This window comes from Rheinheimera marina, from assembly GCF_042654345.1.
Classification (GTDB): domain Bacteria; phylum Pseudomonadota; class Gammaproteobacteria; order Enterobacterales; family Alteromonadaceae; genus Pararheinheimera; species Pararheinheimera marina.
Map to the genome: position 1 here is coordinate 187,527 of NZ_JBHSGB010000012.1, position 22,727 is coordinate 210,253.

The following is a 22,727-nucleotide window of genomic DNA, read 5'->3' on the forward strand; positions in this document are numbered from 1 at the left end:
AGCGGGTTCGCCCGCTGCTTTTTTTAGTCAAGATTCTGGATGTTCTGATGATAGCCGTGAAACCCCGACATCTCTCCCTCGTGCTGGCCAGTTGCTGGCTGGCGGCCTGCCAGCCAGCGCCACAACAAAGTGCTGCCGCGCCTGCTGAAGAAGTACAGGTTAAGCCCTTGGTACTGGCTGGCATGCAGGTGCAAAACCCTTCCGCTTTTGCCAGACCCGATCAGGCCGTCAGGTTTGCCCTGGCCGATTTGGGTTTAACCCAGCAGCCACCGGCCAGCTCTGTCTGGTCAGGCGCCAACGAATTGCCCGCTCAATGGCTGGACTCTGATTTAGATGGTCAGGCCGACCAACTGATGGTGGTAGCATCTTTTGCAGCCGCTGAGCAGCAACAGTGGCAATTGCGTGGCGAGCCGTCTGCACTGCAACAAAGCAGTCGGGTGCAGGCGGAAATTTCAGTGAAAGAAGGCGGAGAGTGGCAAGGCAAACAGTATCAGGGCGGCCATTTTGTGAATGTGCAGACCGTCACGCCACCGGCCCAATACACCGACCACAGCGAATACATCCGTTACGAAGGGCCGGGCATTGAATCCGATAAAGTGGGCTACCGCATTTATCTGGACTGGCGTAATGGCTTCGATATTTTCGGCAATATCACAGGCAAGCCTGTCTTGCATCAGGTTGGCCTGGACGGTTATAGCTCTTACCATGAAATGCAGCCCTGGGGTATGGACCTGCTGAAAGTCGGCAAGTCACTGGGCGCCGGTGGTTTTGGCTTTTGGGATGGCACGCAGGCGTTAGGGGTTGCCAAGGTCAGTGGCCACACCGCCACTGTGCTGGACAATGGTCCGCTACTGGCCCGTCAGCGCATTCAGTACCATCACTGGCAGGTAGCCGGCAAAACACTGAATGTGGACAGCCAGCTCAGCATGACCGCTGGCAGCCGCTTGTTGCACAATAAACTGACGTTGTCCGAACCTTTGGACAACCTGGTAATTGGTCTGGTCAAACTGCCGGACACCAAGTTATTGACCGGTACGCTGGAAAGCTCCGGCCATCAGTACACTTATCTCGCCACCTACGGCGCACAGAGTCTGAATAAAGACAACTTAGGGATGGCCATTCTGTTTAAACAGGGCCAGTTAGACCAGCTGACTGCAGATGACCACAGCCACCTGGCGGTAATGAAACTGATTGCCGGTAAACAGCTGGATTATTACCTGCTGGCCGCCTGGCAAGGCGAACCCGGAGGCATTCAGACAGAGCAGCAGTTTGTCGACTACCTGCAGCAGCAAGTGGAACTGCTGACCCGCACGCCCCGTATCAAGCTGGACAACCCGGCCACCACAGCCGCTGTGCAGCAGCCGTTAACTGCTGAACGGGCGCTGTTTTGGGCCAAAGCCATGGCGGATGCAGAAATGCAGCGCCAGGTGCCGGATTACGTCTGGGGCGGCTGGGACCATGAGCGTCAGCGCCCGACCACCTTTGAATACACCACTGGCTTACTGCTGCAAGCTATCGACGACTTAAACCAGCTTCAGCCCAACCCGGCGTATCAGCAAGCCGTGCTGAACACCGCAAGCTCTTTTGTGGCTGAAGATGGTTCGATTCACAGTTATGATCTGGGCAAATTTAATATCGACAGCCTGAACAGCGGCAACCTGCTGCTCAGAGTCTGGCAACGCACCGGCGAAGCGCGTTACCAAAAAGCGCTGGCGCAGCTGCGCGAACAGGTACGCCAGCACCCACGCACTCAAAACGGCGCCTTCTGGCATAAAAAGATTTACCCCTATCAGGTCTGGCTGGATGGCGTCTATATGGGCATGCCATTTTTAACCCGTTACAGCACCACCTTTGAACAAGGGGCCAGCTACAAAGAAGCGGTACATGAGTTTGAAGTGGTGGCGGAAAAGTTACGTAACCCAGAGACTGGTTTGTATTACCACGGTTGGGACGAAAGCAAACAGCAGGCCTGGGCCAACCAGGATACGGGCTTGTCGCCTGAATACTGGAGCCGCGGCATGGGCTGGCTGGCGATGGCACTGGTAGACGTGCTGGAAGAAATTCCAGCCGACCAGACTGAGCTCAGAGCGCCGTTAATTGCCCAGAGCCAACAACTGGCGGCAGCCTTACAAAAATACGCCGACCCCGTCAGCCATGTCTGGCACCAAATTCCGGATAAACCACAAGCGCCGGGCAACTACCTGGAATCCAGTGCCAGCAGTATGTTTGTCTATTTTTATGCCAAAGCATTGAACCTGGGCATTATTGACCCGTCTTACCGCGCTTTTACCGAACAAAGTTATCAGGGCTTGCTCAACCAATTTGCGTTACTGGACGCCAACAACCAGGCCCATCTGACCAACATGGTGCAGGTTGCAGGCTTAAGTGCCGGCCGTGATGGCAGTTACGACTACTACATGAACGAGCCGGTGATGCGCAATGACGCCAAGGGCATGGGGCCTTTTATTATGGCGTCAGTGCAACTAGCCAAATTGCTGGGACAACCGAAGTGACAGGCTGGTGGTTACGCCTGTGCTGCGGCCTCGTTCTGGCTCTGTCAGCTCAGGCCCAGGCGGCCCAACTGCCCGCTCCTCCGCTGCCGTCAGCGCCGATTGTGCTACAGGTCGCTGCCGATGGCAGTGCGCCTTTTCGCAGCATTCAAAGCGCCATTGACAGCCTGCCGCAGGACAACGGCATGCCTGAGCAGCGCTGGGCGCTGATCCGCATTGCGCCGGGTCTGTACCGGGAAAAGCTTTACCTTCAACGCGACAAAGTGGTGCTGGCTGGCCATAGCCTGACTGATACGGTGATTCAGTACCCGGAGCTGCGTCAGCATTTTCTGGCCCGTCAGGGCGAAACGGCGCTGCCGACCGGTCAGGGACTGAGCCGCGACTGGGGCGCTGCGGTGGTGAACATCGCCAGCTCCGATATCGCCCTGCTCGACTTAACAGTGCATAACAGTTATGCGCTGGATCACCCACAAGACCCGCTGCGCTTTGAACATCAGTTTGCGCTGCGCGGTTTTGAGCAAGCCAGCCGCATTCTGACCGACAGGGTGATGCTGTCCAGTGCCGGCGCAGACACCGTCAGTTTGTGGAATAAACAAAACGGCATGTATTACCACAGTCGCAGCTATTTCAGTGGCCGGGTCGATTTGTTCTGCCCACGCGGCACCGCCTATGTCACCAACTCTGACTTCGTAAATTACAACAATCAGGCCACTTTATGGCATGACGGTGAACTGGCAGAAACACAGAAGCTGGTAGTGACCCACTCGCGTTTTCATGGGGTATCTGGTTATCAGCTGGGCCGCCGTCACTATGACGGTCAGTTTGTGTTATTGCATAATAAGTTCAGCTCTGCGCTGGCCAACCAGCCGCTGTTTCGCCGCACTTATCCAGCGCAACCCGAGCGGGATCAGCCGAACCGTTATGGCGACCGTAATTATTTTTATCACAACCAGGGACCGGCGTACGACTGGCTGCAGGACAACCTGACCGCACAACAAGCCGAAACCTATACAACAGCACAGGTGTTCAACGGCTTATGGCAGCCCGAACAGCAATTGCAGTTGTTCCGCTCCTGGTTAAAGGACAAATGATGAAAACACGACTGCTTTTGCCCATGCTGCTCATCAGCCTGAACTTGTCCGCCCAGGGCATTCCGGTTGGCACCAGTACCGACCAGCCAAAACCGCGGCTGCACCTGGTCGGTGATTCCACCATGGCCGACAAAACCAATCTGGCGTACCCGGAGCGTGGTTGGGGCCAGTTACTGCGTGAGTTTTTAAGCCCGCAGCTGACGTTGATTAACCATGCCGCCAATGGCCGCAGCACGCTGCGTTTTTTAAACGAAGGCCGCTGGCAACTACTGCTGAGTGATTTAGGCAAAGACGATTATGTACTGATCCAGTTTGCCCACAATGATTCAAAAAAAGATGACCCGGCCCGTTATGCCGCACCCGACAGCACCTACCCTCAACTGCTGAGCCGTTTTATCAAGGAAGTTCGGGCTAAAGGCGCTATTCCGCTGCTGGCGACCTCGATTTGCCGGCGCAACTTTAATGCCCAGGACCAACTGCAGGACGATTTAGCTGTGTATGCCAAGGCGATGCAGCAAGTCGCCACTGAAGAGAAAGTGGAACTGTTCGACCTGCATAGCTGGCACTGCGCCACACTGCAACAGCTGGGGCCTGCAGCGAGCCAGCCGTATTTTATTCAGGTGCCTGCAGGCTTGTACCAGAAGTTTCCTGACGGCAAAACTGACAATACCCACCTGACATTGCAAGGTGCGACCCTGGTGGCTCAGCAGTTTGTCCGGCAATTGAAACAACGCCAGCACCCGTTGGCGCAGTATGTCTGGCGCGAATTACTCTGACTGTGACTCGCTGACAGGTTCGCGACCACGGACAGTGCGTTTTAACTGCCCCATAAATTGTTTGAAATGGGGCAGAAACTCTTTGAACAGCTCGTCCTTGCGATGCTGCATCATCACTTCACTGAACAGTTTCAGGCCAACAATCAGCGCCTGATGCTCGGCTTCTTCCAGGCCTAACTGACCTTTGCTGATCGCCAGAATGGCAAAAATATCGTCATGGTTCTGGCAGTCAAATTGCAGCTGGGTGGCGCTGTCATCCAGTTTTTTCAGTTGAACCCGGTATTGGTGTGGCATCTCGTACTCCTGCCCTCTGGGCATTTCGTTAGATAGTTGATAAAATCAATTAAAATTAATTTAATTGATAATGTCAACTATGTCAATCAGCCAGCAACTCTTTCATATTCTGGATTTGTACAAAATCGCGCTGACGCAGGAGTTCCGCCGTCAGAATATCCGCCTGAGTCCGTTGCACTACAAAGTGCTGCAGTTGATCCAGAGCTTGCCGCAGGCCACTCCCTTGTTAATTGCTCAGCAATCCGGTCGCGATAAAGCCCAGGTCAGCCGGTTATTGCAGGACATGGAAAAACAAGGGTTGATTGAAAAACAGCCTCATCCCAGCGACAAACGCAGTGTCTGTATTGGGCTGACCAGTCAGGCCAGCCAGTTGTTTGCTACGGCTGACCAACTGGTTGCAGAGCTGGACAGTCAGCTCGACCGCAGCCTGCAGCCGGATGAACAGCGCCAGCTTCAGCAACTTCTTTTGCAGCTGAAAAGCGCTTTGGGTCCCGCACAATCCTGACTTAGCAGCACCACAATTTTACCTTTAATGGGTATTAGTAATTTTTATGATAGACTAGCGCCGCTTTTATTTAAGCAACTGAACATTGTTCAGCCAGATAAACAAAAGGAGCTCCAATGCAGACCCAACCCGGTGTGCTGCTGGGCGCTGTTTTGTTGCTGTGCCCGCCCGTGCACGCACAGCCACAAGACAGTGAAAAACTCACCCAGCTGCAACACCAAATCACTGAGCTGAAAGCTCAGCTTCACTTGCTGGAACAACAGATTCAGCACACAAAAGCCCAGACAGCAGGTCAAGATCAAACCGCAACTCCCGGTGCAGCTTCCGTGCAAGAAAACAGCACCTCCGTCGCCGAAGCCGCAGAAAATCAAGCACAGGATGGCATTGTGATTGGCGGTGCCGTACGCACCAACTTCAGTCATACCTCATACAATGAAGGCAATAAAAGCCGGGGCGGCGATTTTGATTTTGATATCTTCCGGCTCAACCTCAATGGCAGTATCGGCGATGTACTGTTAAATTCTGAAATCCGTTTTTTTGATTATATGACAGTGCTGAAGTCAGCCTGGGTCGGGTATCAGTTCAGTCCGGACTGGCAGGTTCAGGCCGGTATCACCCAGGTTCCTTTTGGCAACTGGCCTTACAATTCACATAACTATTTTTTTAGTCCTAATTACTATTTAGGCCTGGAAGATGACCACGACCTGGGGGTTTTATTCAAACGCCAACTGGCCGACAACTGGCAGCTGGACCTCGGCTTTTTCAAAAATGACGAACTCGGTGGCGTTGACGGTTATGTCAGCAGCAGAGCCGATCGTTACTCCTATGACGTGGTTGGGATCAGGGCCGCAGGCGAAGACATTTATGCAGAACCTGGCTCTGCTATTGGCGAATACAACAGCATGGCAGCCCGCTATGGTTACCACCTGCAGCACGGTGACTGGCGAACTGAGCTGGGTTGGTCAGCCCTGTATGGCGGCTTGCATGACGGCCAGCACAAAGCCGGCCATTATTCGGCCTATGCGCTGCACCTGAACAGCCACTACCAGCGCTGGAACCTGCAGTTGCAACACACCCGCTATAACTACAGCGTCGGTGATGCAGTGCAAATGGCCGTCGGCGCTTATGGTTTTTATGACTCCATCGCGACAGACGCCAACAGCAGCAACCTGAACCTGGCCTACAGCCTGCCCGTGCAGTGGGGCCCGATATCCAACCTGCAGTTTTATAACGATTTTGGCCTGGTGTACGACAAGTCCGATGGCAGCGCCAACACCATGATGAATGTCACAGGCGTGGCAGTCACAGCAGGCGGCCTGTTTGCTTACATTGATTTGGTGCATGCCCGCAATCAGCCTTTTATCGGAGGTTCGGTCGCCGGTAACAGTGACGACACTGAACGCCGTTTTAACATTAACCTCGGTTACTACTTCTAAAGGACAGACTGAATGACAACACAGCATGATCCGATGCAACCGGACGGCGCCGTCACGCCTATCGAGACCGATTATCAGGTCGGTCAGGACAACCTTGTGGTCAGGTTAGGTCCCTTTGGTCTGGATATCCATAACAGAGTCTTTGTGATCTCCGCCTTATTGGTACTGGCCTTTGTCATACTGACACTGGTATTTAAAGCGGAAGCTGCACCTTTTTTTAGCCATCTGCGCAACTGGCTGACCAGCCGGATGGACTGGTTCTTTTTAGGTGTGGCCAATGCCTTTGTACTGCTTTGTATTTTATTGATCGCCTCGCCACTGGGCCGGGTGCGGTTGGGCGGGACAGAGGCTAAACCTGATTTCAGCTATGCCGGCTGGCTGTCGATGTTATTCGCCGCAGGCATGGGCATAGGCCTGATGTTTTATGGTGTGTCAGAACCACTGACCCACTTTGGCACAGCGTTGGCCGGGCCAACGACTGAGGCTGGCAGCCGCACCGACTGGGCGCCGCTGGCAGGCGCGACAAGCGACCCTGTTCAGGCGCAACAGCTGGGCATGACGGCCACTATTTTCCACTGGGCATTACACCCCTGGGCCATTTACGCGGTACTGGCGTTGGGGTTGGCGCTGTTTTGTTTTAACAAAGGCCTGCCTCTGACCATACGCTCGGTATTTTATCCGGTGCTGGGCGAGCGGGTCTGGGGCTGGCCAGGCCACCTGATTGATATTCTGGCGGTGCTGGCGACCTTATTTGGCCTTGCTACTTCGTTGGGTTTTGGCGCCGCTCAGGCCGCTTCCGGGCTACATTTCCTGTTTGGTGTCGACCAGGGCAGCAGCACCCAGATCATTCTGGTGATTGTGATTACCGCCATTGCCTTAGTGTCGGTCGTTGCCGGCCTGGATGCAGGAGTACGCCGTCTGTCAGAAATCAATATGGCGCTGGCCGGGCTGTTACTGCTGTTTGTGTTGGTGGCAGGACCCACCTTGGTTTTACTCACTGGTATTGCCGATAACCTGCTGGCATACCTGACCTACCTGCCCCAGCTGGCCAATCCGGCAGGCCGCGAGGACAGCAACTTTGTCCAGGGCTGGACCGCATTTTACTGGGCCTGGTGGATCAGCTGGTCGCCTTTTGTTGGTATGTTTATCGCCCGGGTATCACGTGGCCGCACGGTGCGGGAGTTTCTGATAGCTGTGCTGGTATTGCCGTCTCTGGCGTCGGTGATCTGGATGACGGTATTTGGTGGCACTGCCATCCATCAACTGGTACAGGACGCTTACACTGCAACCCGGGACGCTGACTTACCCCTGCAGTTGTTTACTATGTTGGCCGCGTTGCCTTTTGCTGAAATCACCTCATTGGTGGCGATAGTGCTGGTGGCGGTATTTTTTATCACCTCAGCCGATTCAGGCTCGCTGGTGATTGATACCATAGCCGCTGGCGGCAAAGTGGAAGTCCCGACCATTCAACGGGTGTTCTGGTGTTGTTTTCAGGGCGTAGTCGCTGTGGCCTTGTTACTCGGAGGAGGCCTGGCAGCACTGCAGGCGATGGCCGTGTCGACAGGTTTACCTTTTGCATTGGTGCTGCTGGTCGCAGCCGTGGCCATTGTCAAAGGTTTGCTGAATGAACCCCGGCTTTAACTGGAGTAAAAATGCAGATTGAACAGCAGGAAATACTGACGTTTTTACAGCAGCATCCGCCATTTTCTGCGTTGCCGGCTGAAGAGCTGCACCATCTGGCGCAGCAGATGGATGTGCAGTATTTTCGGGCGGGCAGCCAGATCCTGCAGTACCGGCAGCAGGTCACCGACTTGTACCTGATCCGTAGCGGCGTGGTAGAAACCTTTCGCCGCAACGGTGCTCTGTACAACCGGCTTGGCAGTGGTGCTTTATTTGCTGAGCAGGGGCTGCTGCACGGTGGCAAAGTGCGGTTTCCTGCCAATGCGTTGCAAGACTCGTTGCTGTATCTGTTGCCCGTCGCTGAGTTTGAGCGGTTGTTTGAACAGTACGAGGATTTTTCCGACTACATTGCCGCCGGTTCGGAACAGCTGAACCAGGACAAAACATCTGACCGGGCCAGGGTTCAGCACAGTCCGATCGGCTCCTTGCTGCAACAACCTGCCCTGCTGCTGGACAGCCAATTACCGCTGCAGCAGGTTGCTGCCCAGATGACAGCAGCCAACCAGTCCTGCGCTTTGTTACTAAATGCAGCAGGTCAATTGACTGGTCTGCTGACGGATCAGGATATTCGCAGCCGTGCAGTCGCCGCGGGCGTCGACCTGCAACAAGCGGCAGCCACAGTCATGACTGCAGCCCCGCTTTGTATTCAGCACAATCAGCCGGTGTTCCAGGCGGTACTGTTGATGTTACGCCAGCATATTCAGCACCTGCCTGTGCTGGATCAGCAGAATAATCCGGTTGGGGTGCTGAGCCTGCAGGACCTGATCCGGCACGAGTCGCACAACAGCCTGATTGTGACCGAACAGATTATGCGTGCCGACAGTGCCGCTGAACTGGCGGCGTTACGGCCTGCGGTTCAGGCCTGTTTCAGCCGGATGGTGCAGGATGACGCCAGTGCCCGCATGATTGGCAGTGCCATGTCTGCAATAGGCCGCAGTTTCACCCGCCGTTTATTGCAGCTGGCCGAGCTCAAGCTGGGGCTGCCGCCGGTGCCTTATTGCTTTATCAATCTCGGCAGCCTGGCACGGGATGAGCAACTGCTGGTGACTGACCAGGACAACGCACTGATCCTGGATGACGGAGTCAAACCTGAACATGGCGCTTATTTTGCCGAGCTGGGGCAGTTTGTCTGTGATGGCCTGGCCGCTTGTGGTTACCCCAAATGCAAAGGGAATATCATGGCCAGTTCAACACAGTGGCGTCTGACGTTTTCTGCCTGGCAGGATTTATTCAGTAAATGGATCAGCGCTCCGAGCGCCAAAGGTTTATTGCACAGCTCTATTTTCTTTGATCTGGAAGGCTTGTGGGGCCGCACCGAGTGGGTCGGTCAGCTGCAGCAACAAATTGCCAGCCAGGCACGGCAATCGCCAGCTTTTCTGGCGTCGATGGCCCGCAACGCATTGCAGCGCACTCCCCCTTTAGGTTTCTTTGGTGATTTTATTCTGGAACCTGACGGAGCACAGCGTCCATCGCTGGATCTGAAACGCCGCGGCAATGCCCCATTGGCTGATTTGGCACGGTTAGGCACCCTGGCACTGGGGCAAACCCAGACCAACAGTATCAAACGTCTGGAGACGATAAGTGCGCAGCAATTTCTCCCCAAAGGCATGGCAGAAGATTTAATGCAGGCACAGGAGCTGATTGCACTGTGCCGGGTGCGGCAACAGGCTGAAGCGCTAAGCCGGGGTGAAGACGCCAGTAATCAGCTGCAACCCGCCTTGTTGTCTGAGCTTGAACGCAAGCAGCTGAAAGCCGCCTTTCTGGTCCTCAGCGAAGCACAGAAGTTTGTACGTTTCCGTTTTAAGGCCTGATGATGCTGCATCATAGCCATTGGCAACCGAAGCAAACCAAAGCTCAGATGTGGCGCCAGCACTATGCTCAGCTGGCCCGCAGCAGCCAGCACCCTTTACTGCAGCAGTATTACCAGAGCCTGCAACCCGAACCGGACTTGGCCTTGTCTCAGCAGCCACTGCTGGCGCTCGATCTGGAAACCACTGGCCTTGATCCCGGGCAGGACGGCATAGTGTCCATCGGGTTGGTGCCCTTTAACGCACAAAGGATATACGCCAGCCAAGCCAGGCAGTATCTGGTGAAACCGCGCTTTGCCCTGCGCAGTGACTCGGTTTTGCTGCATAAGATAACTCACAGCCAAATTGCTGGCGCACCGGATCTGCACGACGTATTACCAGAACTGTTACAGCAGCTGGCAGGGAAAGTAGTGGTTGCCCATCACGGTGTGATAGAACGCAGCTTCTTGTCGGCAGCCGTACAGGCCCGCTGGGGCGAACCCTTGCAGTTTCCACTGATTGATAGTTATGAATTGGAACGGCGCTGGCAGGCTATTCGCCCGCTGACCTTATGGCAACGCTGGCGTGGCAAAGGGCCCTTGTCGCTGCAACTGGCCGCCTGCCGCGAGCGTTATGGCCTGCCGGCCTATGCACCGCACCATGCAGCAACGGATGCCCTTGCCTGTGCGGAGTTATTGTTAGCGCAGTGCCAGACCTTTTGCCCGAGTGAGCCCATACTTGCGGAGCTACTTTGTTAGCACAGCCAGCTCCCGGCCCGTCCGTTCTGTCATTTCGCTCAGCAAAACTTTTTGGCTAAAAACGGTCCGCATCTGACTGTCACGCACCTGATATTCCAGTTGCGAAGTCTCAGCTGTCAGCAGGCAAATCAGCCAGCCCTACGCCACCACGGCCTGAGGCCACACAAACAACCTATTGAATTGTATAATAAATTACCTATAGTTTAGCTTTATGGCAGACACCAGCTTACAGCGATAAGCGCCCTTCAAGAAAGTGCAGAAACACTTTAATCCGGCCTGATAACGCACTGTTGCTGTAGTACACCGCCTGCACCAGTTCCCGTGGGTGCGGGCTTTGCAACTGCCCGGGCAAAACTTCCATCAACCGTCCCTGATCTATCGCCTGTCGCACCATAAAGTTCGACAATAAGGCAATACCATGCCCGGCCAGACAGAGCTGCAGCAAGGTTTCGCCACTGCTGGCACTGATAACCGGAGCAATAGTTACAGGTTCAGTCAGCGGTAACAGGTTCAGTTTTGAGTTATCGGCAAAACCTATCCATTGATGCTGGTTCAGCTGTGCAGCATGGGTGGGCGTACCAAACCGTTGCAGATAGGCCGGGCTAGCCACCAGATGTAGCCGGCTACGTCCCAGCAGTCGCGCATGCAGGTTGGAATCACTCAAAGCACCAATACGGATGGCTACATCGGTGCGCCGCTCTATCAGATCGATGAGTTTGTCACTGGACATCAGTTCCAGCTGGATCGCCGGATACAACTGACGAAACTCATGCATCAAGGGCAATAACTGATGCAACACAAAGGGGCTGGCCGCATCCACCCGCAATACCCCACTGGGCTGACCCTGCTGCAGTTTTAGCTCTTCTTCTGCCTGCTGCAGCTGGTACAGCGCCTGGCGGACTTTCAACACAAAAGCCCGTCCTTCTGCGGTAGGTTCCCCCCTTCTCGTCGTGCGGCTGAACAGGCTGCAGCTAAGATGCTGCTCCAGTTGCTGTACTGCCCTGGACACTTTAGCCACCTGACAGTCCAGCAGCCGGGCGGCGGCCGAAAAGCTGCCACTGTCGTGCACGGCCAGTAGCAATTCGAGTTGTTCGGTTTGCGATATTATTGCCATATTTGCAAAAGATATTTGTCATTAACGCCATTTTTCACAATAGTAACTTTTGGCACACTGCCGCGCACTAACTAACGCGGAGTTTTTTATGCCATTAGCCCTTTGGGCGCTGACCTTAAGCGCCTTCGCCATAGGCACCACCGAATTTGTGATTGTCGGTCTGGTGCCAACCATAGCCCAAGACCTGGCTGTGTCTTTACCTTCGGCTGGCCTGTTGGTCAGTTTGTATGCGCTGGGAGTCGCCATCGGCGCCCCGCTGCTGACCGCCCTGACGGGCCACTGGCCACGCAAACCTTTGCTGCTGGCATTAATGGCGCTGTTTATTACCGGCAATGTGCTGGCCTTTCTGGCTCCGGGTTATGAAAGCCTGGTGCTGGCGCGTGTGCTGACCGGTCTGGCCCATGGCGTGTTTTTCTCCATAGGCTCTACCATCGCCACCAGCCTGGTCAGCAAAGACAAAGAAGCCAGTGCCATAGCGCTGATGTTCAGCGGTCTGACTGTCGCGCTGGTGACTGGGGTGCCACTGGGTACCTGGATAGGTCAGGAGTTTGGCTGGCGCGCCACCTTTTTAGTGGTGGCAGCTCTTGGCCTTATAGCCCTGATTGGCAGCGCCATCTTGGTGCCTGCCAGACTGAAAACTGGCAAAAGTGCTTCGGTCATGCAGCAACTGTTGGTACTGACTGAACCGCGCTTATTGCTGGTGTTTGCCATGACCGCTGTCGGCTATGGCGGAACCTTTGTGGCCTTTACGTATCTGGCCCCAATTCTGCAGCAGGTATCAGGTTTTGCCGCCGGTGCTATCGGCATCATCATGCTGGTCTATGGTGTGTCTGTCGCCTTTGGCAATATCTGGGGTGGCAAGCTCGCTGACAAGCATGGCCCGGTGAAAGCCCTGAGTATTATTTTTGCCTTGTTGGCACTGGTGCTGGCGTTGTTTAGCTGGACAGCCCATTCCGCCACCCTGGCTGTGCTGACCGTGCTGATTTGGGGAGCTTTTGCGTTCGGCAATGTACCCGGCTTGCAGGTGTATGTAGTGCAGCTGGCACAAAAATACCGGCCTGAAGCCGTGGATGTGGCCAGCGGTATGAATATCGCTGCGTTTAACCTTGGTATTGCGTTAGGTGCCTGGATCGGCGGTTTAGTGGTCGCCAGCCGCCCGCTGACCGACACCGGCTGGATCGGCGCCGTTATAGTCCTGCTGGCTTTGCTGTTAACCCGTTGGTCCGGTGCGCTGGAGCGTCAGCAGGCTCCAAGCCGTTAACTCAGCCCGCTGCTGCGGCAGTTGGCCGCAGCATTGACCCCATTCACTTGAGTCCGGCAGTACTGACCCCAGACTCAAGACACAACACAGGAGATCTATGATGACCACTCACTTATTCGCCCCTTCGCTTGGTATGGGTACCTTCCGACTGAAAGATCAGCTGGCTTACGATTCTGTGACACTGGCTCTGCAGGCAGGTTACCGCCATATAGACACTGCACAAATCTATGGGAATGAAGCAGAAGTTGGCCAGGCGATCAGCGACAGCGGCATTGCGCGCGAGCAGATATTCCTCACCACCAAAGTCTGGCTGAGCAATTTAGCGGCAGACACTTTTCTGCTCAGTGTGCGGGAAACCCTGCAAAAGCTAAACACCGACTATGTGGATTTATTACTGATCCACTGGCCAGACAGCAGCAATGCGGTCGCCATGCAGGAGTACCTGCATGAACTGAAGCAAGCCAAAGCTCTGGGCCTGACCAAAGCCATTGGAGTGTCGAATTTCACCATTGCCCAGTTGCAGCAGGCCATAGACATTCTGGGGCCGGGTGAGATTGTGACGAACCAGGTCGAGGTACATCCTTATCTGCAAAACCGCAAATTGTTGGCTTTTATGCAGCAGCAAGGCATCACCCCCACCGCCTATATGCCTTTGGCGGTTGGTAAAGTTTTTGCCGATCCGGTCCTGCAGGATATTGCTGCCCGTAGCGGCCACAGCATTGCTCAAGTGGTACTGCGCTGGGTGCTGGACCAGGGCATGGTGACGATTCCGATGTCGACCAAAGCGAAAAACCTGGCCGATAACTTCGGTGCGCAACAGATAAGCTTATCAGCAGAAGACAAAGCATTGATTGCCGGGTTGGACGCCGGTGAACGTATCGCCAACCCTGATTTTGCTCCCGATTGGGATTAACTGTAGGGGTCTAGCATTGGGGTCAGGTCTTGTATTTTGCGTTTCAATGCAAAATACAAGACCTGACCCCAGGATACAATACTGAGCTAGCTATCCGCTTTTTTCGCCTGACTACGTTTTTTCAGGTGCAACAAAGGCCAGAACGCCAGTACAGCAGCCACCAGTACAATCAGGCTAATCGCCACCACCATCTGGTAGACAATAAAAGCATGAGCGTCACGCGCCACGACCAGTTCCACAATATAACCACTGATATGCATCAGCCAGACGACAAAACTTTCCATACCTCACCTCTACATCGAACTTAAGGCAGCCCGGAAGCGTCGGGCCGAGTACCAGAACAGCATAGCCCCAATCAGCAGCAGCCAGATCAGCTGAGGCCAGACGGTGTCCAAACCAGCCCCACGATAAAGAATAGCTTGCGCCGCGGCGACAAAATGGGTGGTCGGCGCTACCAGCATCAGGTTTTGCACTAGCTCAGGCATACTTTCCCTTGGGGTAATGCCACCTGACAGCATCTGCAGCGGCAACAAGGTCATCATCAACAATAAGCCGAATTGCGGCATTGAACGGGTGACTGTCGCCATAAAAATTCCCATCGAGGTGGTGGCAAATAAATGCAATAAAGTGACCCCGAGAAACAATGGCACTGAACCGGCCACCGGCACGGCCAGCACCTGTTGGATCACCAGCGTTAACGACAGCACAGTGGACAACAACACCACCAGCGCCATGGCCCATATTTTGGCCAGCATAATTTCCAGCGGCGTCACTGGCATCACCAACAGATGTTCGATGGTGCCATGCTCCCGCTCTCTGATCAGCGCAGCCCCGGTCAGTACAATCGAAATCATGGTGACTGAGTTAATCACTTCCATCAGCGAGCCAAACCAACTGGCGTCCAGACTTGGGTTAAAGCGCGCCCGCAGTTCCAGCTCCACCGGGCTGGCCGCCTGGCTTCGGTTACGACTAATAAACTCCTGCACCTCCAGATTCACAATGCGCTCGACATAACCATTGCCGGTAAAGGCCTGGCTCATGCGGGTCGCATCAACGCTCAGCAGCAGTTTGGGCGCCCGTTCGGCCAACAAATCGGCCTGAAAGCCTGGTGGTACATTCAGCACAAAGGTGTAAAGGCCCTGATCCAGCAGTGCATCAGCCTGATTGGCCTCAATCAGCACAGGCGGTAAAAAGGTTGGTGGGTAAAAGGCATCACGGATGCGTTCGCTTAGCGCTGAGTGGTCCTGGTCGACAATAGCAATAGGCGCATTGTGCAGACTTTGTGGCATGGCCGTACCGGCCACATAGATATTGAAGGTAAAGGTGTACAGGATCAGCAGCAACATCACCGGGTCGCGCCACAGACTCCACAACTCCTTCACGCCTAACTGATAAATGTGTCTGATACTGACCATCTCAGCGCTCCTGCTTATTCAACAGCAATACTGACAACACCAGAATCACCGGTACAGAAAGCAACATGCTGTAAAAGGCGAGGTGCAAATCGGAGTAGTGCAGCGCTTTACTGAACACGCCGCGACTGATGGTCAGAAAATGGCTGGCCGGGTAGGCTTCACCAATCAGCCGGCCCGCCCCTTCCAGCGAGGATACCGGGTCAATCATGCCAGAGAACTGCACCGCAGGCACCATAGTGCCAAGCACGGCCACCACAATAGCGGACACCTGGCTGCGGGTGAAAATGGAGGCGAATAAACCAAAGCCGGTGGCAAAACTGACAAATACCAGACCCGCCAGCAGATAAAACAGCAAATCACCGGTAAAAGGCACGCCAAACACCAGAGTCGCCATCAGCAGCATCAGAATGAAACTAATAAAGGCAATGCCGATATAAGGCAGCTGTTTACCCAACAAAAATTCACTGCGTAAGGTGGGCGTGACATAGAGGTTGATAATAGACCCCAGCTCTTTCTCCCGTACCACAGACAAGGCAGTTAATACGGCCGGGATCATCAGCAATAACATTGGGATCACCCCAGGCACCATCGCCACCAGGCTTTTCACGTCCGGGTTATAGCGGTAGCGGGTTTCCAGCACCAACGATCCCAGGTTCACTCCAACCTTTTCGGCCTGGCTCTGCAGCCAGTAACTATGCATCCCTTGCACATAAGCCTGAATGGTTTCCGCCCGCTTGGGCATGGCTCCATCCACCCAGGCGGACAAGGCCACCGTCTTTCCAGCTTCCAGATCACGGCCAAAGCCGGGAGGAATTTGCACTGCCAGCGCAATCTCACCGGCCTGCATGCGCTGGTCCAATTCCGCCATGCTGGACAATGGCGCCTGCTCACTGAAGTAACGGGAGCCAGACAGTTGCAAAAGGTAATTCTGGCTTTTCAGGCTTTGGTCCTGGTCCAGCACGGCAAATTTCAGGTTGTCGACATCCATGGTAATGCCATAGCCCATCACCACCATCAGCAGCAGGCTGCCAAACAGTGCCATCACAGCCCGCAAAGGGTCGCGGCTTAATTCCATACTTTCACGCCGTGCCAGTGCCCATAGCCGCTTTAGGCTGAAACGGGCCGCAGAGGCTGACCGGGCCGGGGACTGAGGTAATTCCAGCTGGCTTTGTGCCTGCTGTTGATCTGCGCCCGCATCGCGCAGTTGCTGAATAAAAGCCTGCTCCAGCTGGCCAGAGGGATGACTGGCCGCAATCTGCTCTGGCGCTGCACTGACCAACACCTTGCCGGCATGCATCAGTGAAATACGGTCACAGCGCATCGCCTCTGACATAAAGTGGGTGGAAATAAAAATGGTCACCTGGTCGCGTCGCGCCAGCTCCAGCATCAGCTGCCAAAACTGGTCACGGGCCACAGGGTCCACCCCAGAAGTGGGTTCATCCAGGATCAATAAGTCCGGCTTATGCACCATGGCCACAGCCAGGGACAACCGCTGCCGCATGCCAAGCGGCAGTTTCTCCGGTAGCTCATCCAGCACCTGGCTCAAACCAAAACGCCCCACCATTTCAGTAACCCTGGATTGTATCTCGGCGGCAGGCACCGCAAATAAACGGGCGTGTAACTCCAGATTCTGCCGCACCGTCAGTTCGGTATAGAGCGAAAACGCCTGCGACATATAACCCACCCGTCGCCTGGTGGTCAGGTCATCCGCCGACACCGGCTGGCCGAACAACGAGGCCGTGCCGCTGCTGGCGGGTAGCAAACCTGTCAGCATTTTCATGGTGGTTGATTTGCCGCAACCATTGGAGCCAAGGAAACCGAAAATCTCACCGCGGCGGATTTGAAAACTCACCTGATCGACAGCGGTAAAGTCACCAAACTGCATGGTCAGCCCGGAGGCTTCAATGGCAATTTCGTCCGACGCCAATGCCGGCAAATCCGGCATGCTGGTTTGCACCGGTGCTTCAGGCAATAAACGCACAAAGGCTTGCTCTAAGTCCTGGCAACCGGTCTGCTGAAAAATAGCCTGCGGTGTATCTGCCGCCAGCACTGCGCCCGCATTCAGCATCAGCAGCCAGTCAAATTGCGCAGCTTCATCCATGTAAGCGGTGGCCACGATCACACTCATGGCCGGTCGCTGCGCCCGAATGCCGGCAATCAGCGTCCAGAACTGACTGCGGGCTAAGGGATCCACCCCAGTGGTGGGCTCATCCAGAATCAATAAATCCGGGTCATGGATCAAGGCGCAGCACAACGATAGTTTTTGCTTCATACCGCCCGACAATTTCCCGGCCGGTCTGTCGAGAAAAGGCAGCAGCCCTGTAGCCTGAGTCAGGTACTGAATACGCCGTTTCGCTTCGGCATCCGAATGCCCGAACAGCTGTGCAAAAAACTGCAGGTTCTCTGCGACCGACAAACTGGGGTAGAGGTTTTTGCCTAAGCCTTGTGGCATATAGGCGATACGCGGACAGACTTGTCGGCGGTGTTTGCTGCTGCGCATAGAAGCGCCCAGCACCTGCACTTCACCTTGCTGCAACTGCCGGGCCCCCGCCAGCAGCGCCAGCAAGGTGGACTTACCCACGCCGTCAGGCCCGATAACCCCAAGCATTTTCCCGGCCGGAAACTCGATATCCAGCCCCTGCAACGCCAGGGTTTTACCATAGCTGTGCCGGAGCGCCCGGACGCTGGCAATACCATTCATCGGCTGCCTTCCTTAGGGTTGAACCAAAGCAGGTAATTGCTCAGGCCAACTGGCCTGTTCATCCAGCCGCACCCACACCACTCCAGGCAAGCCGGTTTTTACCTTGTCTATGTGCTTTTGCAGCAATTCAGGGGACACCTGCGCTTTGATACGGAACATCAGCTTTTCCCGCTCATTCTGGGTTTCAACCGTCTTGGGCGTAAATTGGGCGACATCGGCAATAAACGTAATTTTGGCCGGAATGGCGCGGTCCGGCAGCGCATCCACCACAATACGGGCTTCGCTTTTGAGGGTTAGTTGCCCGGCATATTGGGTGGGCAGGAAAAAGGTCATGAAGACATCCGTTAAATCAATCAGATTCAGCACACGGCCACCGGCGCCGACGATTTCCCCCGGTTGCAACACCCGGTATTGAATACGACCTGCTTTTGGTGCTTTCAATTCGGTTTCTTTCAGGTCGACCTGTATGCGGGCTATCGCCGCTTCGGACGCAATCAGATTAGCTTTGGCAGCCTCGACCTGAGTTTCGGCCGCAGCAATGGCAGCCTGATTGGCTTCCAGCTGAGCCTGCGCTGAGGCAACCACCGCAGCAGCTGTGGTGACCGCCGTCTGGTTGTCTTCTGCCAGTTGCTGTGACACGGCCCCGCTGCTGGCCAGCGAATCCGTGCGCTTCTCACGTTTCTCTGCCGCCGACAATTCGGCCTGACGCTGGCGCAAAGCCGCTTCAAGCGCAGCCCGTTCGCTGCGACGCTGCGCCACTGCCGACTCCGCATTGGCCACCTGGGTTTTGCTTTGCAGTTGCTGTGCTTTGGCTTTATCCAGGTCCGCCATTAAGGCATCAGGATTGATTCTGGCCAGCAGCTGACCTGCTTCGACAAAATCGCCTTCATTCACCAAAATCTCATCAATACGGCCACTAATCTTGCTGGCAATCGCAATTTCGGTAGCTTCAATCCGGCCATTGGCTTTCTGAAACGCCTGATCTGTGGCAGGGCTGCGTAAAAACTGAAACCAGACAGCGACGGCCAGCAATACGGCCAGCAACAGCCACCAGCGGCGAACGAAGAATTTATCCATAAACAGCAGTTCCAATAGTCAGTGGGTTTACCCGAGTATTGTGCTGGAACGGCAAGGGCTTTGGCCCGATCCAGATCAATGAGACGCTATAAATTCACATTTAATCAAAGTTATATGACAAAGACAAAACAAATAATTTTATCTGTCTACAGTCCCTGAGGCAGCAATAAGCTCTAGCACCAGTTGCAACTGCTGTTGCAGCCGTTCGCTGAGAAACTGCCGCAGTGCCTGAATGACTGGCGTTAGCTGCGAGCGGCCCGGTACCAGCAAATGCAAAGGTGCCGCTTCGCCTTGCCAGTCAGTGCACATGGGCACTAAACGACCAGCCAGTATATCTTCACTGACATCCAGCAGTGACTTAAAGCCAATACCCCGGCCACTGACCAACCAGCGCCGCACCACATCGCCATCATCAGCCACCGAACCGCCCTGAATCACCACAGTTTCTGTCTGTTGTTGCCGGTAAAAGGTCCAGTTGCTGTGGGTACTGTCTTTCAGTGCAAACCGCAGACAGTGGTGCTGACTGAGATCGGCAGGTGCTGCCGGTGCGCCATAGCGTTCCAGATAAGACGGCGCGGCGCACAGTACCCTGTGGTTGCTGCCGGACAACACCAGCGCCACCATGCCAGAGTCGGCGGGCTGACCGTAGCGAATGGCTGCATCCAAAGGCTCTTTGTACAAGTCGGTCATCCGGTCGGTGACCGACAAGCGTAAACTCAGGCCCGGATGCAGCTGATTAAACTGATCCAGCCAGTCCAGCAACAAATTGCGGCCTAAATCCGACGGCATCGCCAGCCGCAGCTCACCACAGAGCTGCTCACGCCCTTGCTGCACCAGCTGCATACCCAGTTCAATCTGCTCGACCCCAGGCTGGCAATGGCTTAAAAACAGCTCGCCTGCCTGCGTCAGCCGCAAGGAACGGGTGGAACGGACAAACAACTCCGCACCCAGCTGTTGCTCCAGCCGTTTAATGGCGGCACTGGTGGCCGCCGGCGTCAGGTTCAGCTGTTTCGCCACCAGGGTCAGGTTACCCAACCGGGCCGTCGACAAGAAAATATGGAGATCCTGCAATAGCCGCATCAGCCCCAGCCCCTTTGGTGGATTAAAACCCTTCCAGCACAATTTTGCCTTTGGTGCGCTGCGATTCAATCAACCGGTGCGCCTCGCTTAAATTCGCCGCGTTGATCTTGCCTAAATGGCTGCCTAAGGTGGTGCGAATTAAACCGGCATCAATTAAACGTGCCACCTCATTCAGTAACTGGTGCTGCGCCAACATATCGCTGGTCTGGTACAAAGACCGCGTAAACATCAGCTCCCAATGCAACGACAGGCTCTTACGCTTCAGTTGGGTGGCGTCCAGCTGGTCCGGGTCGTCAATCAGGCCGAATTTGCCTTGCGGCTGCAGGCTTTCAATAATTTCGGCGTAATGTGTGCTGGTGTGCGTCAGGCTGACCAGATGGCTGACCTGGCCAATACCAATACGCTGCAACTCCTGGCTCAAGGCTTTGCTGTGGTCAATCACATGATGAGCGCCCAGCTGTTTCAGCCAGTCATGAGTTTCGGCACGGGAGGCAGTGCCTATCACAGTTAATGCGGTTAACTGGCGGGCCAGCTGCACCAGAATAGAACCGACCCCACCGGCAGCACCAACCACCAGCAGAGATTGGCCGCTGTAGTCTTTGCCAGGTTTCACTTGCAGCCGGTCAAACAACATTTCCCAGGCGGTAATAGCGGTCAGCGGCAAGGCGGCGGCTTCTGCGTCGCTCAGACTGTGTGGCGCCAGCCCGACAATACGTTCGTCCACCAGCTGAAACTCGGCATTACTGCCGCTGCGGCTGATATCACCGGCATACCAGACGCGATCGCCAACCTGAAACAAACTGACCTGGTCACCGACAGCTTTGACAATGCCGACAGCGTCCCAGCCCAATACTTTGTAGTCCGCCGCCGCAGCACTGACCCCTTTACGGATTTTGGTATCCACCGGGTTGACCGAAACAGCCTTCACCTCCACCAGCAAGTCGTGACCTGTGGCATTTGGTACTGGCAGTTCAATATCTTCCAGCGCTAATGCACTGATGTCATGGGCAGATTTATAGCCGATAGCTTTCATCAATTTGGCTCCTGTTCGTTAAAGGCTCTAGCATACGCAGTCTGATTAACAAACAAAACCAAGTTATTTTGTAAACTTATTCAAAATATTTTTGATAATAGCAGGCCGCACCGGCGTTAAAAAAACAAGCTGCTGCGCTGCACAGGCACTCTGCCGTCCGACCAGAGCCAGCGGCCTTTGGCCATCACTGCTTTGAGCTGCAACGTGGATTTATCAATCAGTAACAGGTCAGCGTCAGAGTGCAAACCAATACGGCCTTTGTGCGGTAACTTCAGCACTGTGGCCGGATTTAACGTAACCACCCGCAGCGCATGCTCCAACGGCACCCCCAGCCGCACCGCATCCGTCATTTCCTGGTACAGGCTCTGAATTTTGCCCTCACCAAGCCCGATAAACTCACCCGCCTCATTAAAATAAGGCAAAGAGGCGTTGGCATCGGAAGAGAAGGTCAACCGGGATAAATCCAGCCCACGCTGCCAGGCCTGGTAAAGTGCATCAGCACATTTTACTTCGCCCTCAGCAATGTCCTGTGGCGTGCAGCTGGTGGTCAGATCAATCCAGCCGCCCTGCGTTAGCCAGTTCCAGCCCTGCTCCAGCAACAGCTGATTACGGTTAAGATGGGTCGGATAAAACTGGGTACGCGGAATATCGCTGTGCTCCGCCGCTTGCCACAACAAATCCAGCCCGGCGGCGCAAGGCCCGACATGCACGCTGACAATGCCGGCTTTGCCAGACAGCATACCACCAACCCTAGCCTGAGATGTCAACCGTACCAGCTCCTGTAAAGTCGGCTGCGAGGAACGATGGTCAGCAATGGCAACTTCACCCACTCCAATAAACTTATCAATCAGCACCAGGTCATCCATTACCTCAGCAAACAATGTTTTGGCCGGAATTTGGTAAGACCCTGTGTGACAATAACAACTCAAGCCTTCTTCGGATAACGCATGAGCTTTGGCCAGCAGATTGGTTAAGGTACGGGTAATGGCATCTGTGCCCAGCACACCAACCAGAGTGGTGACTCCAGCGGCAATAGCGTCGGCGGTTTTCAGCTCACTGGTGCGGGTCCGAAAACCGCCTTCACCGCCGCCGCCAATAATATGCGCCAGCGAATCCACCAGCCCAGGAACCACATAACAGTCAGACGCGTCGACCTGCTGCACTAAATCGCCCTGTAAATTCTCTGCGCCCAGCGCCAGTACCGACTGGCCAGCCACCCAGATATCCTGTTGTCCCAGCGGCTCAGGGCTATAACAGAGCCCGCCATAAATACGTGTTAGCATTGCTTACCTGCCT

At 54.9% G+C, this 22,727-nt stretch carries 19 protein-coding genes; 10 read left to right on the forward strand and 9 right to left on the reverse strand.

Going from position 1 to position 22,727, the window contains the following annotated elements; genetic code table 11:
• Positions 1-47: 47 nt before the first annotated feature.
• Genes ACFO3I_RS14125 through ACFO3I_RS14135 form a run of 3 tightly spaced genes read left to right on the forward strand, consistent with a single transcriptional unit; the run spans position 48 to position 4,377 of the window.
• Complete coding sequence (locus ACFO3I_RS14125; RefSeq protein WP_377334953.1) at positions 48-2,513, forward strand: DUF4861 family protein; 2,466 nt, start codon at positions 48-50, stop codon at positions 2,511-2,513.
• Positions 2,510-3,601 (forward strand): pectinesterase, encoded by a 1,092-nt coding sequence (locus ACFO3I_RS14130; RefSeq protein WP_377334955.1) that lies wholly within the window; start codon positions 2,510-2,512, stop codon positions 3,599-3,601. Before ACFO3I_RS14125 ends, ACFO3I_RS14130 begins: the two co-directional genes overlap by 4 nt.
• Positions 3,601-4,377: a rhamnogalacturonan acetylesterase gene (locus ACFO3I_RS14135; RefSeq protein WP_377334957.1), complete on the forward strand. Its 777-nt coding sequence runs from the start codon at positions 3,601-3,603 to the stop codon at positions 4,375-4,377. The genes ACFO3I_RS14130 and ACFO3I_RS14135 overlap by 1 nt, the downstream gene beginning before the upstream one ends.
• Here the strand turns inward: ACFO3I_RS14135 and ACFO3I_RS14140 are convergent.
• A complete protein-coding gene (locus ACFO3I_RS14140; RefSeq protein ID WP_377334959.1) occupies positions 4,369-4,671 on the reverse strand; it encodes a DUF3861 domain-containing protein in 303 nt (100 codons plus the stop codon). The genes ACFO3I_RS14135 and ACFO3I_RS14140 overlap by 9 nt on opposite strands.
• 70 nt (positions 4,672-4,741) lie before the next feature.
• On the opposite strand from ACFO3I_RS14140, the gene ACFO3I_RS14145 reads away from it, so the two are divergent.
• From ACFO3I_RS14145 to ACFO3I_RS14165, 5 genes are all read left to right on the forward strand, one after another.
• Positions 4,742-5,176, forward strand: a complete 435-nt coding sequence (locus ACFO3I_RS14145) for a MarR family winged helix-turn-helix transcriptional regulator (RefSeq protein WP_377334961.1) — start codon at positions 4,742-4,744, stop codon at positions 5,174-5,176.
• Between the two features lie 116 nt (positions 5,177-5,292).
• Entirely contained in the window at positions 5,293-6,612 is a 1,320-nt protein-coding gene (locus ACFO3I_RS14150) for a carbohydrate porin (RefSeq protein WP_377334963.1), read from the forward strand.
• Between the two features lie 12 nt (positions 6,613-6,624).
• Complete coding sequence (locus tag ACFO3I_RS14155) at positions 6,625-8,253, forward strand: BCCT family transporter (RefSeq protein WP_377334965.1); 1,629 nt, start codon at positions 6,625-6,627, stop codon at positions 8,251-8,253.
• A gap of 11 nt (positions 8,254-8,264) precedes the next feature.
• Positions 8,265-10,103, forward strand: a complete 1,839-nt coding sequence (locus ACFO3I_RS14160) for a DUF294 nucleotidyltransferase-like domain-containing protein (protein WP_377334967.1) — start codon at positions 8,265-8,267, stop codon at positions 10,101-10,103.
• 2 nt (positions 10,104-10,105) lie between these two features.
• A complete protein-coding gene (locus ACFO3I_RS14165; RefSeq protein ID WP_377334969.1) occupies positions 10,106-10,837 on the forward strand; it encodes a 3'-5' exonuclease in 732 nt (243 codons plus the stop codon).
• A 226-nt stretch (positions 10,838-11,063) separates the two neighbouring features.
• On the opposite strand, the gene ACFO3I_RS14170 is transcribed toward ACFO3I_RS14165, so the two are convergent.
• Complete coding sequence (locus tag ACFO3I_RS14170) at positions 11,064-11,951, reverse strand: LysR family transcriptional regulator (protein WP_377334971.1); 888 nt, start codon at positions 11,949-11,951, stop codon at positions 11,064-11,066.
• Positions 11,952-12,039: 88 nt separating this feature from the next.
• Between ACFO3I_RS14170 and ACFO3I_RS14175 the strand changes: the two genes are divergently transcribed.
• Both ACFO3I_RS14175 and dkgB read left to right on the forward strand, forming a co-directional pair.
• The gene (locus ACFO3I_RS14175) at positions 12,040-13,212 is read left to right on the forward strand and encodes an MFS transporter (protein ID WP_377334973.1); all 1,173 of its coding nucleotides are present in this window, start codon (positions 12,040-12,042) and stop codon (positions 13,210-13,212) included.
• A gap of 100 nt (positions 13,213-13,312) precedes the next feature.
• Positions 13,313-14,125, forward strand: a complete 813-nt coding sequence (gene dkgB / locus ACFO3I_RS14180) for a 2,5-didehydrogluconate reductase DkgB (RefSeq protein ID WP_377334975.1) — start codon at positions 13,313-13,315, stop codon at positions 14,123-14,125.
• Positions 14,126-14,211: 86 nt separating this feature from the next.
• On the opposite strand, the gene ACFO3I_RS14185 is transcribed toward dkgB, so the two are convergent.
• The 7 genes from ACFO3I_RS14185 to iadA all read right to left on the reverse strand — a co-directional run bounded on the left by ACFO3I_RS14185 (position 14,212) and on the right by iadA (position 22,714).
• On the reverse strand, positions 14,212-14,409 hold the full coding sequence (locus tag ACFO3I_RS14185) for a hypothetical protein (protein WP_377334977.1): 198 nt from the start codon (positions 14,407-14,409) through the stop codon (positions 14,212-14,214).
• A gap of 9 nt (positions 14,410-14,418) precedes the next feature.
• Entirely contained in the window at positions 14,419-15,540 is a 1,122-nt protein-coding gene (locus tag ACFO3I_RS14190) for an ABC transporter permease (protein ID WP_377334979.1), read from the reverse strand.
• A gap of 1 nt (position 15,541) precedes the next feature.
• On the reverse strand, positions 15,542-18,241 hold the full coding sequence (rbbA, locus tag ACFO3I_RS14195; protein WP_377334981.1) for a ribosome-associated ATPase/putative transporter RbbA: 2,700 nt from the start codon (positions 18,239-18,241) through the stop codon (positions 15,542-15,544).
• Positions 18,242-18,253: 12 nt separating this feature from the next.
• Positions 18,254-19,318: an HlyD family secretion protein gene (locus ACFO3I_RS14200; RefSeq protein ID WP_377334983.1), complete on the reverse strand. Its 1,065-nt coding sequence runs from the start codon at positions 19,316-19,318 to the stop codon at positions 18,254-18,256.
• 138 nt (positions 19,319-19,456) lie between these two features.
• Entirely contained in the window at positions 19,457-20,398 is a 942-nt protein-coding gene (locus ACFO3I_RS14205) for a LysR family transcriptional regulator (protein WP_377334985.1), read from the reverse strand.
• Between the two features lie 22 nt (positions 20,399-20,420).
• Positions 20,421-21,431 (reverse strand): zinc-binding alcohol dehydrogenase family protein, encoded by a 1,011-nt coding sequence (locus ACFO3I_RS14210; protein ID WP_377334987.1) that lies wholly within the window; start codon positions 21,429-21,431, stop codon positions 20,421-20,423.
• A gap of 116 nt (positions 21,432-21,547) precedes the next feature.
• Positions 21,548-22,714, reverse strand: coding sequence for a beta-aspartyl-peptidase (iadA, locus tag ACFO3I_RS14215; protein WP_377334989.1), 1,167 nt, complete (start codon positions 22,712-22,714; stop codon positions 21,548-21,550).
• Positions 22,715-22,727: the final 13 nt, after the last annotated feature.

Coding starts and splice junctions, on each gene's coding strand:
- ACFO3I_RS14125 (WP_377334953.1), top strand. CDS start 48: ATGATAGCCGTGAAACCCCGACATCTCTCCCTCGTGCTGGCCAGTTGC.
- ACFO3I_RS14135 (WP_377334957.1), top strand. CDS start 3,601: ATGAAAACACGACTGCTTTTGCCCATGCTGCTCATCAGCCTGAACTTG.
- ACFO3I_RS14140 (WP_377334959.1), bottom strand. CDS start 4,671: ATGCCACACCAATACCGGGTTCAACTGAAAAAACTGGATGACAGCGCC.
- ACFO3I_RS14145 (WP_377334961.1), top strand. CDS start 4,742: ATGTCAACTATGTCAATCAGCCAGCAACTCTTTCATATTCTGGATTTG.
- ACFO3I_RS14150 (WP_377334963.1), top strand. CDS start 5,293: ATGCAGACCCAACCCGGTGTGCTGCTGGGCGCTGTTTTGTTGCTGTGC.
- ACFO3I_RS14155 (WP_377334965.1), top strand. CDS start 6,625: ATGACAACACAGCATGATCCGATGCAACCGGACGGCGCCGTCACGCCT.
- ACFO3I_RS14160 (WP_377334967.1), top strand. CDS start 8,265: ATGCAGATTGAACAGCAGGAAATACTGACGTTTTTACAGCAGCATCCG.
- ACFO3I_RS14165 (WP_377334969.1), top strand. CDS start 10,106: ATGCTGCATCATAGCCATTGGCAACCGAAGCAAACCAAAGCTCAGATG.
- ACFO3I_RS14170 (WP_377334971.1), bottom strand. CDS start 11,951: ATGGCAATAATATCGCAAACCGAACAACTCGAATTGCTACTGGCCGTG.
- ACFO3I_RS14175 (WP_377334973.1), top strand. CDS start 12,040: ATGCCATTAGCCCTTTGGGCGCTGACCTTAAGCGCCTTCGCCATAGGC.
- dkgB (WP_377334975.1), top strand. CDS start 13,313: ATGACCACTCACTTATTCGCCCCTTCGCTTGGTATGGGTACCTTCCGA.
- ACFO3I_RS14185 (WP_377334977.1), bottom strand. CDS start 14,409: ATGGAAAGTTTTGTCGTCTGGCTGATGCATATCAGTGGTTATATTGTG.
- ACFO3I_RS14190 (WP_377334979.1), bottom strand. CDS start 15,540: ATGGTCAGTATCAGACACATTTATCAGTTAGGCGTGAAGGAGTTGTGG.
- rbbA (WP_377334981.1), bottom strand. CDS start 18,241: ATGAATGGTATTGCCAGCGTCCGGGCGCTCCGGCACAGCTATGGTAAA.
- ACFO3I_RS14200 (WP_377334983.1), bottom strand. CDS start 19,318: ATGGATAAATTCTTCGTTCGCCGCTGGTGGCTGTTGCTGGCCGTATTG.
- ACFO3I_RS14205 (WP_377334985.1), bottom strand. CDS start 20,398: ATGCGGCTATTGCAGGATCTCCATATTTTCTTGTCGACGGCCCGGTTG.
- ACFO3I_RS14210 (WP_377334987.1), bottom strand. CDS start 21,431: ATGAAAGCTATCGGCTATAAATCTGCCCATGACATCAGTGCATTAGCG.
- iadA (WP_377334989.1), bottom strand. CDS start 22,714: ATGCTAACACGTATTTATGGCGGGCTCTGTTATAGCCCTGAGCCGCTG.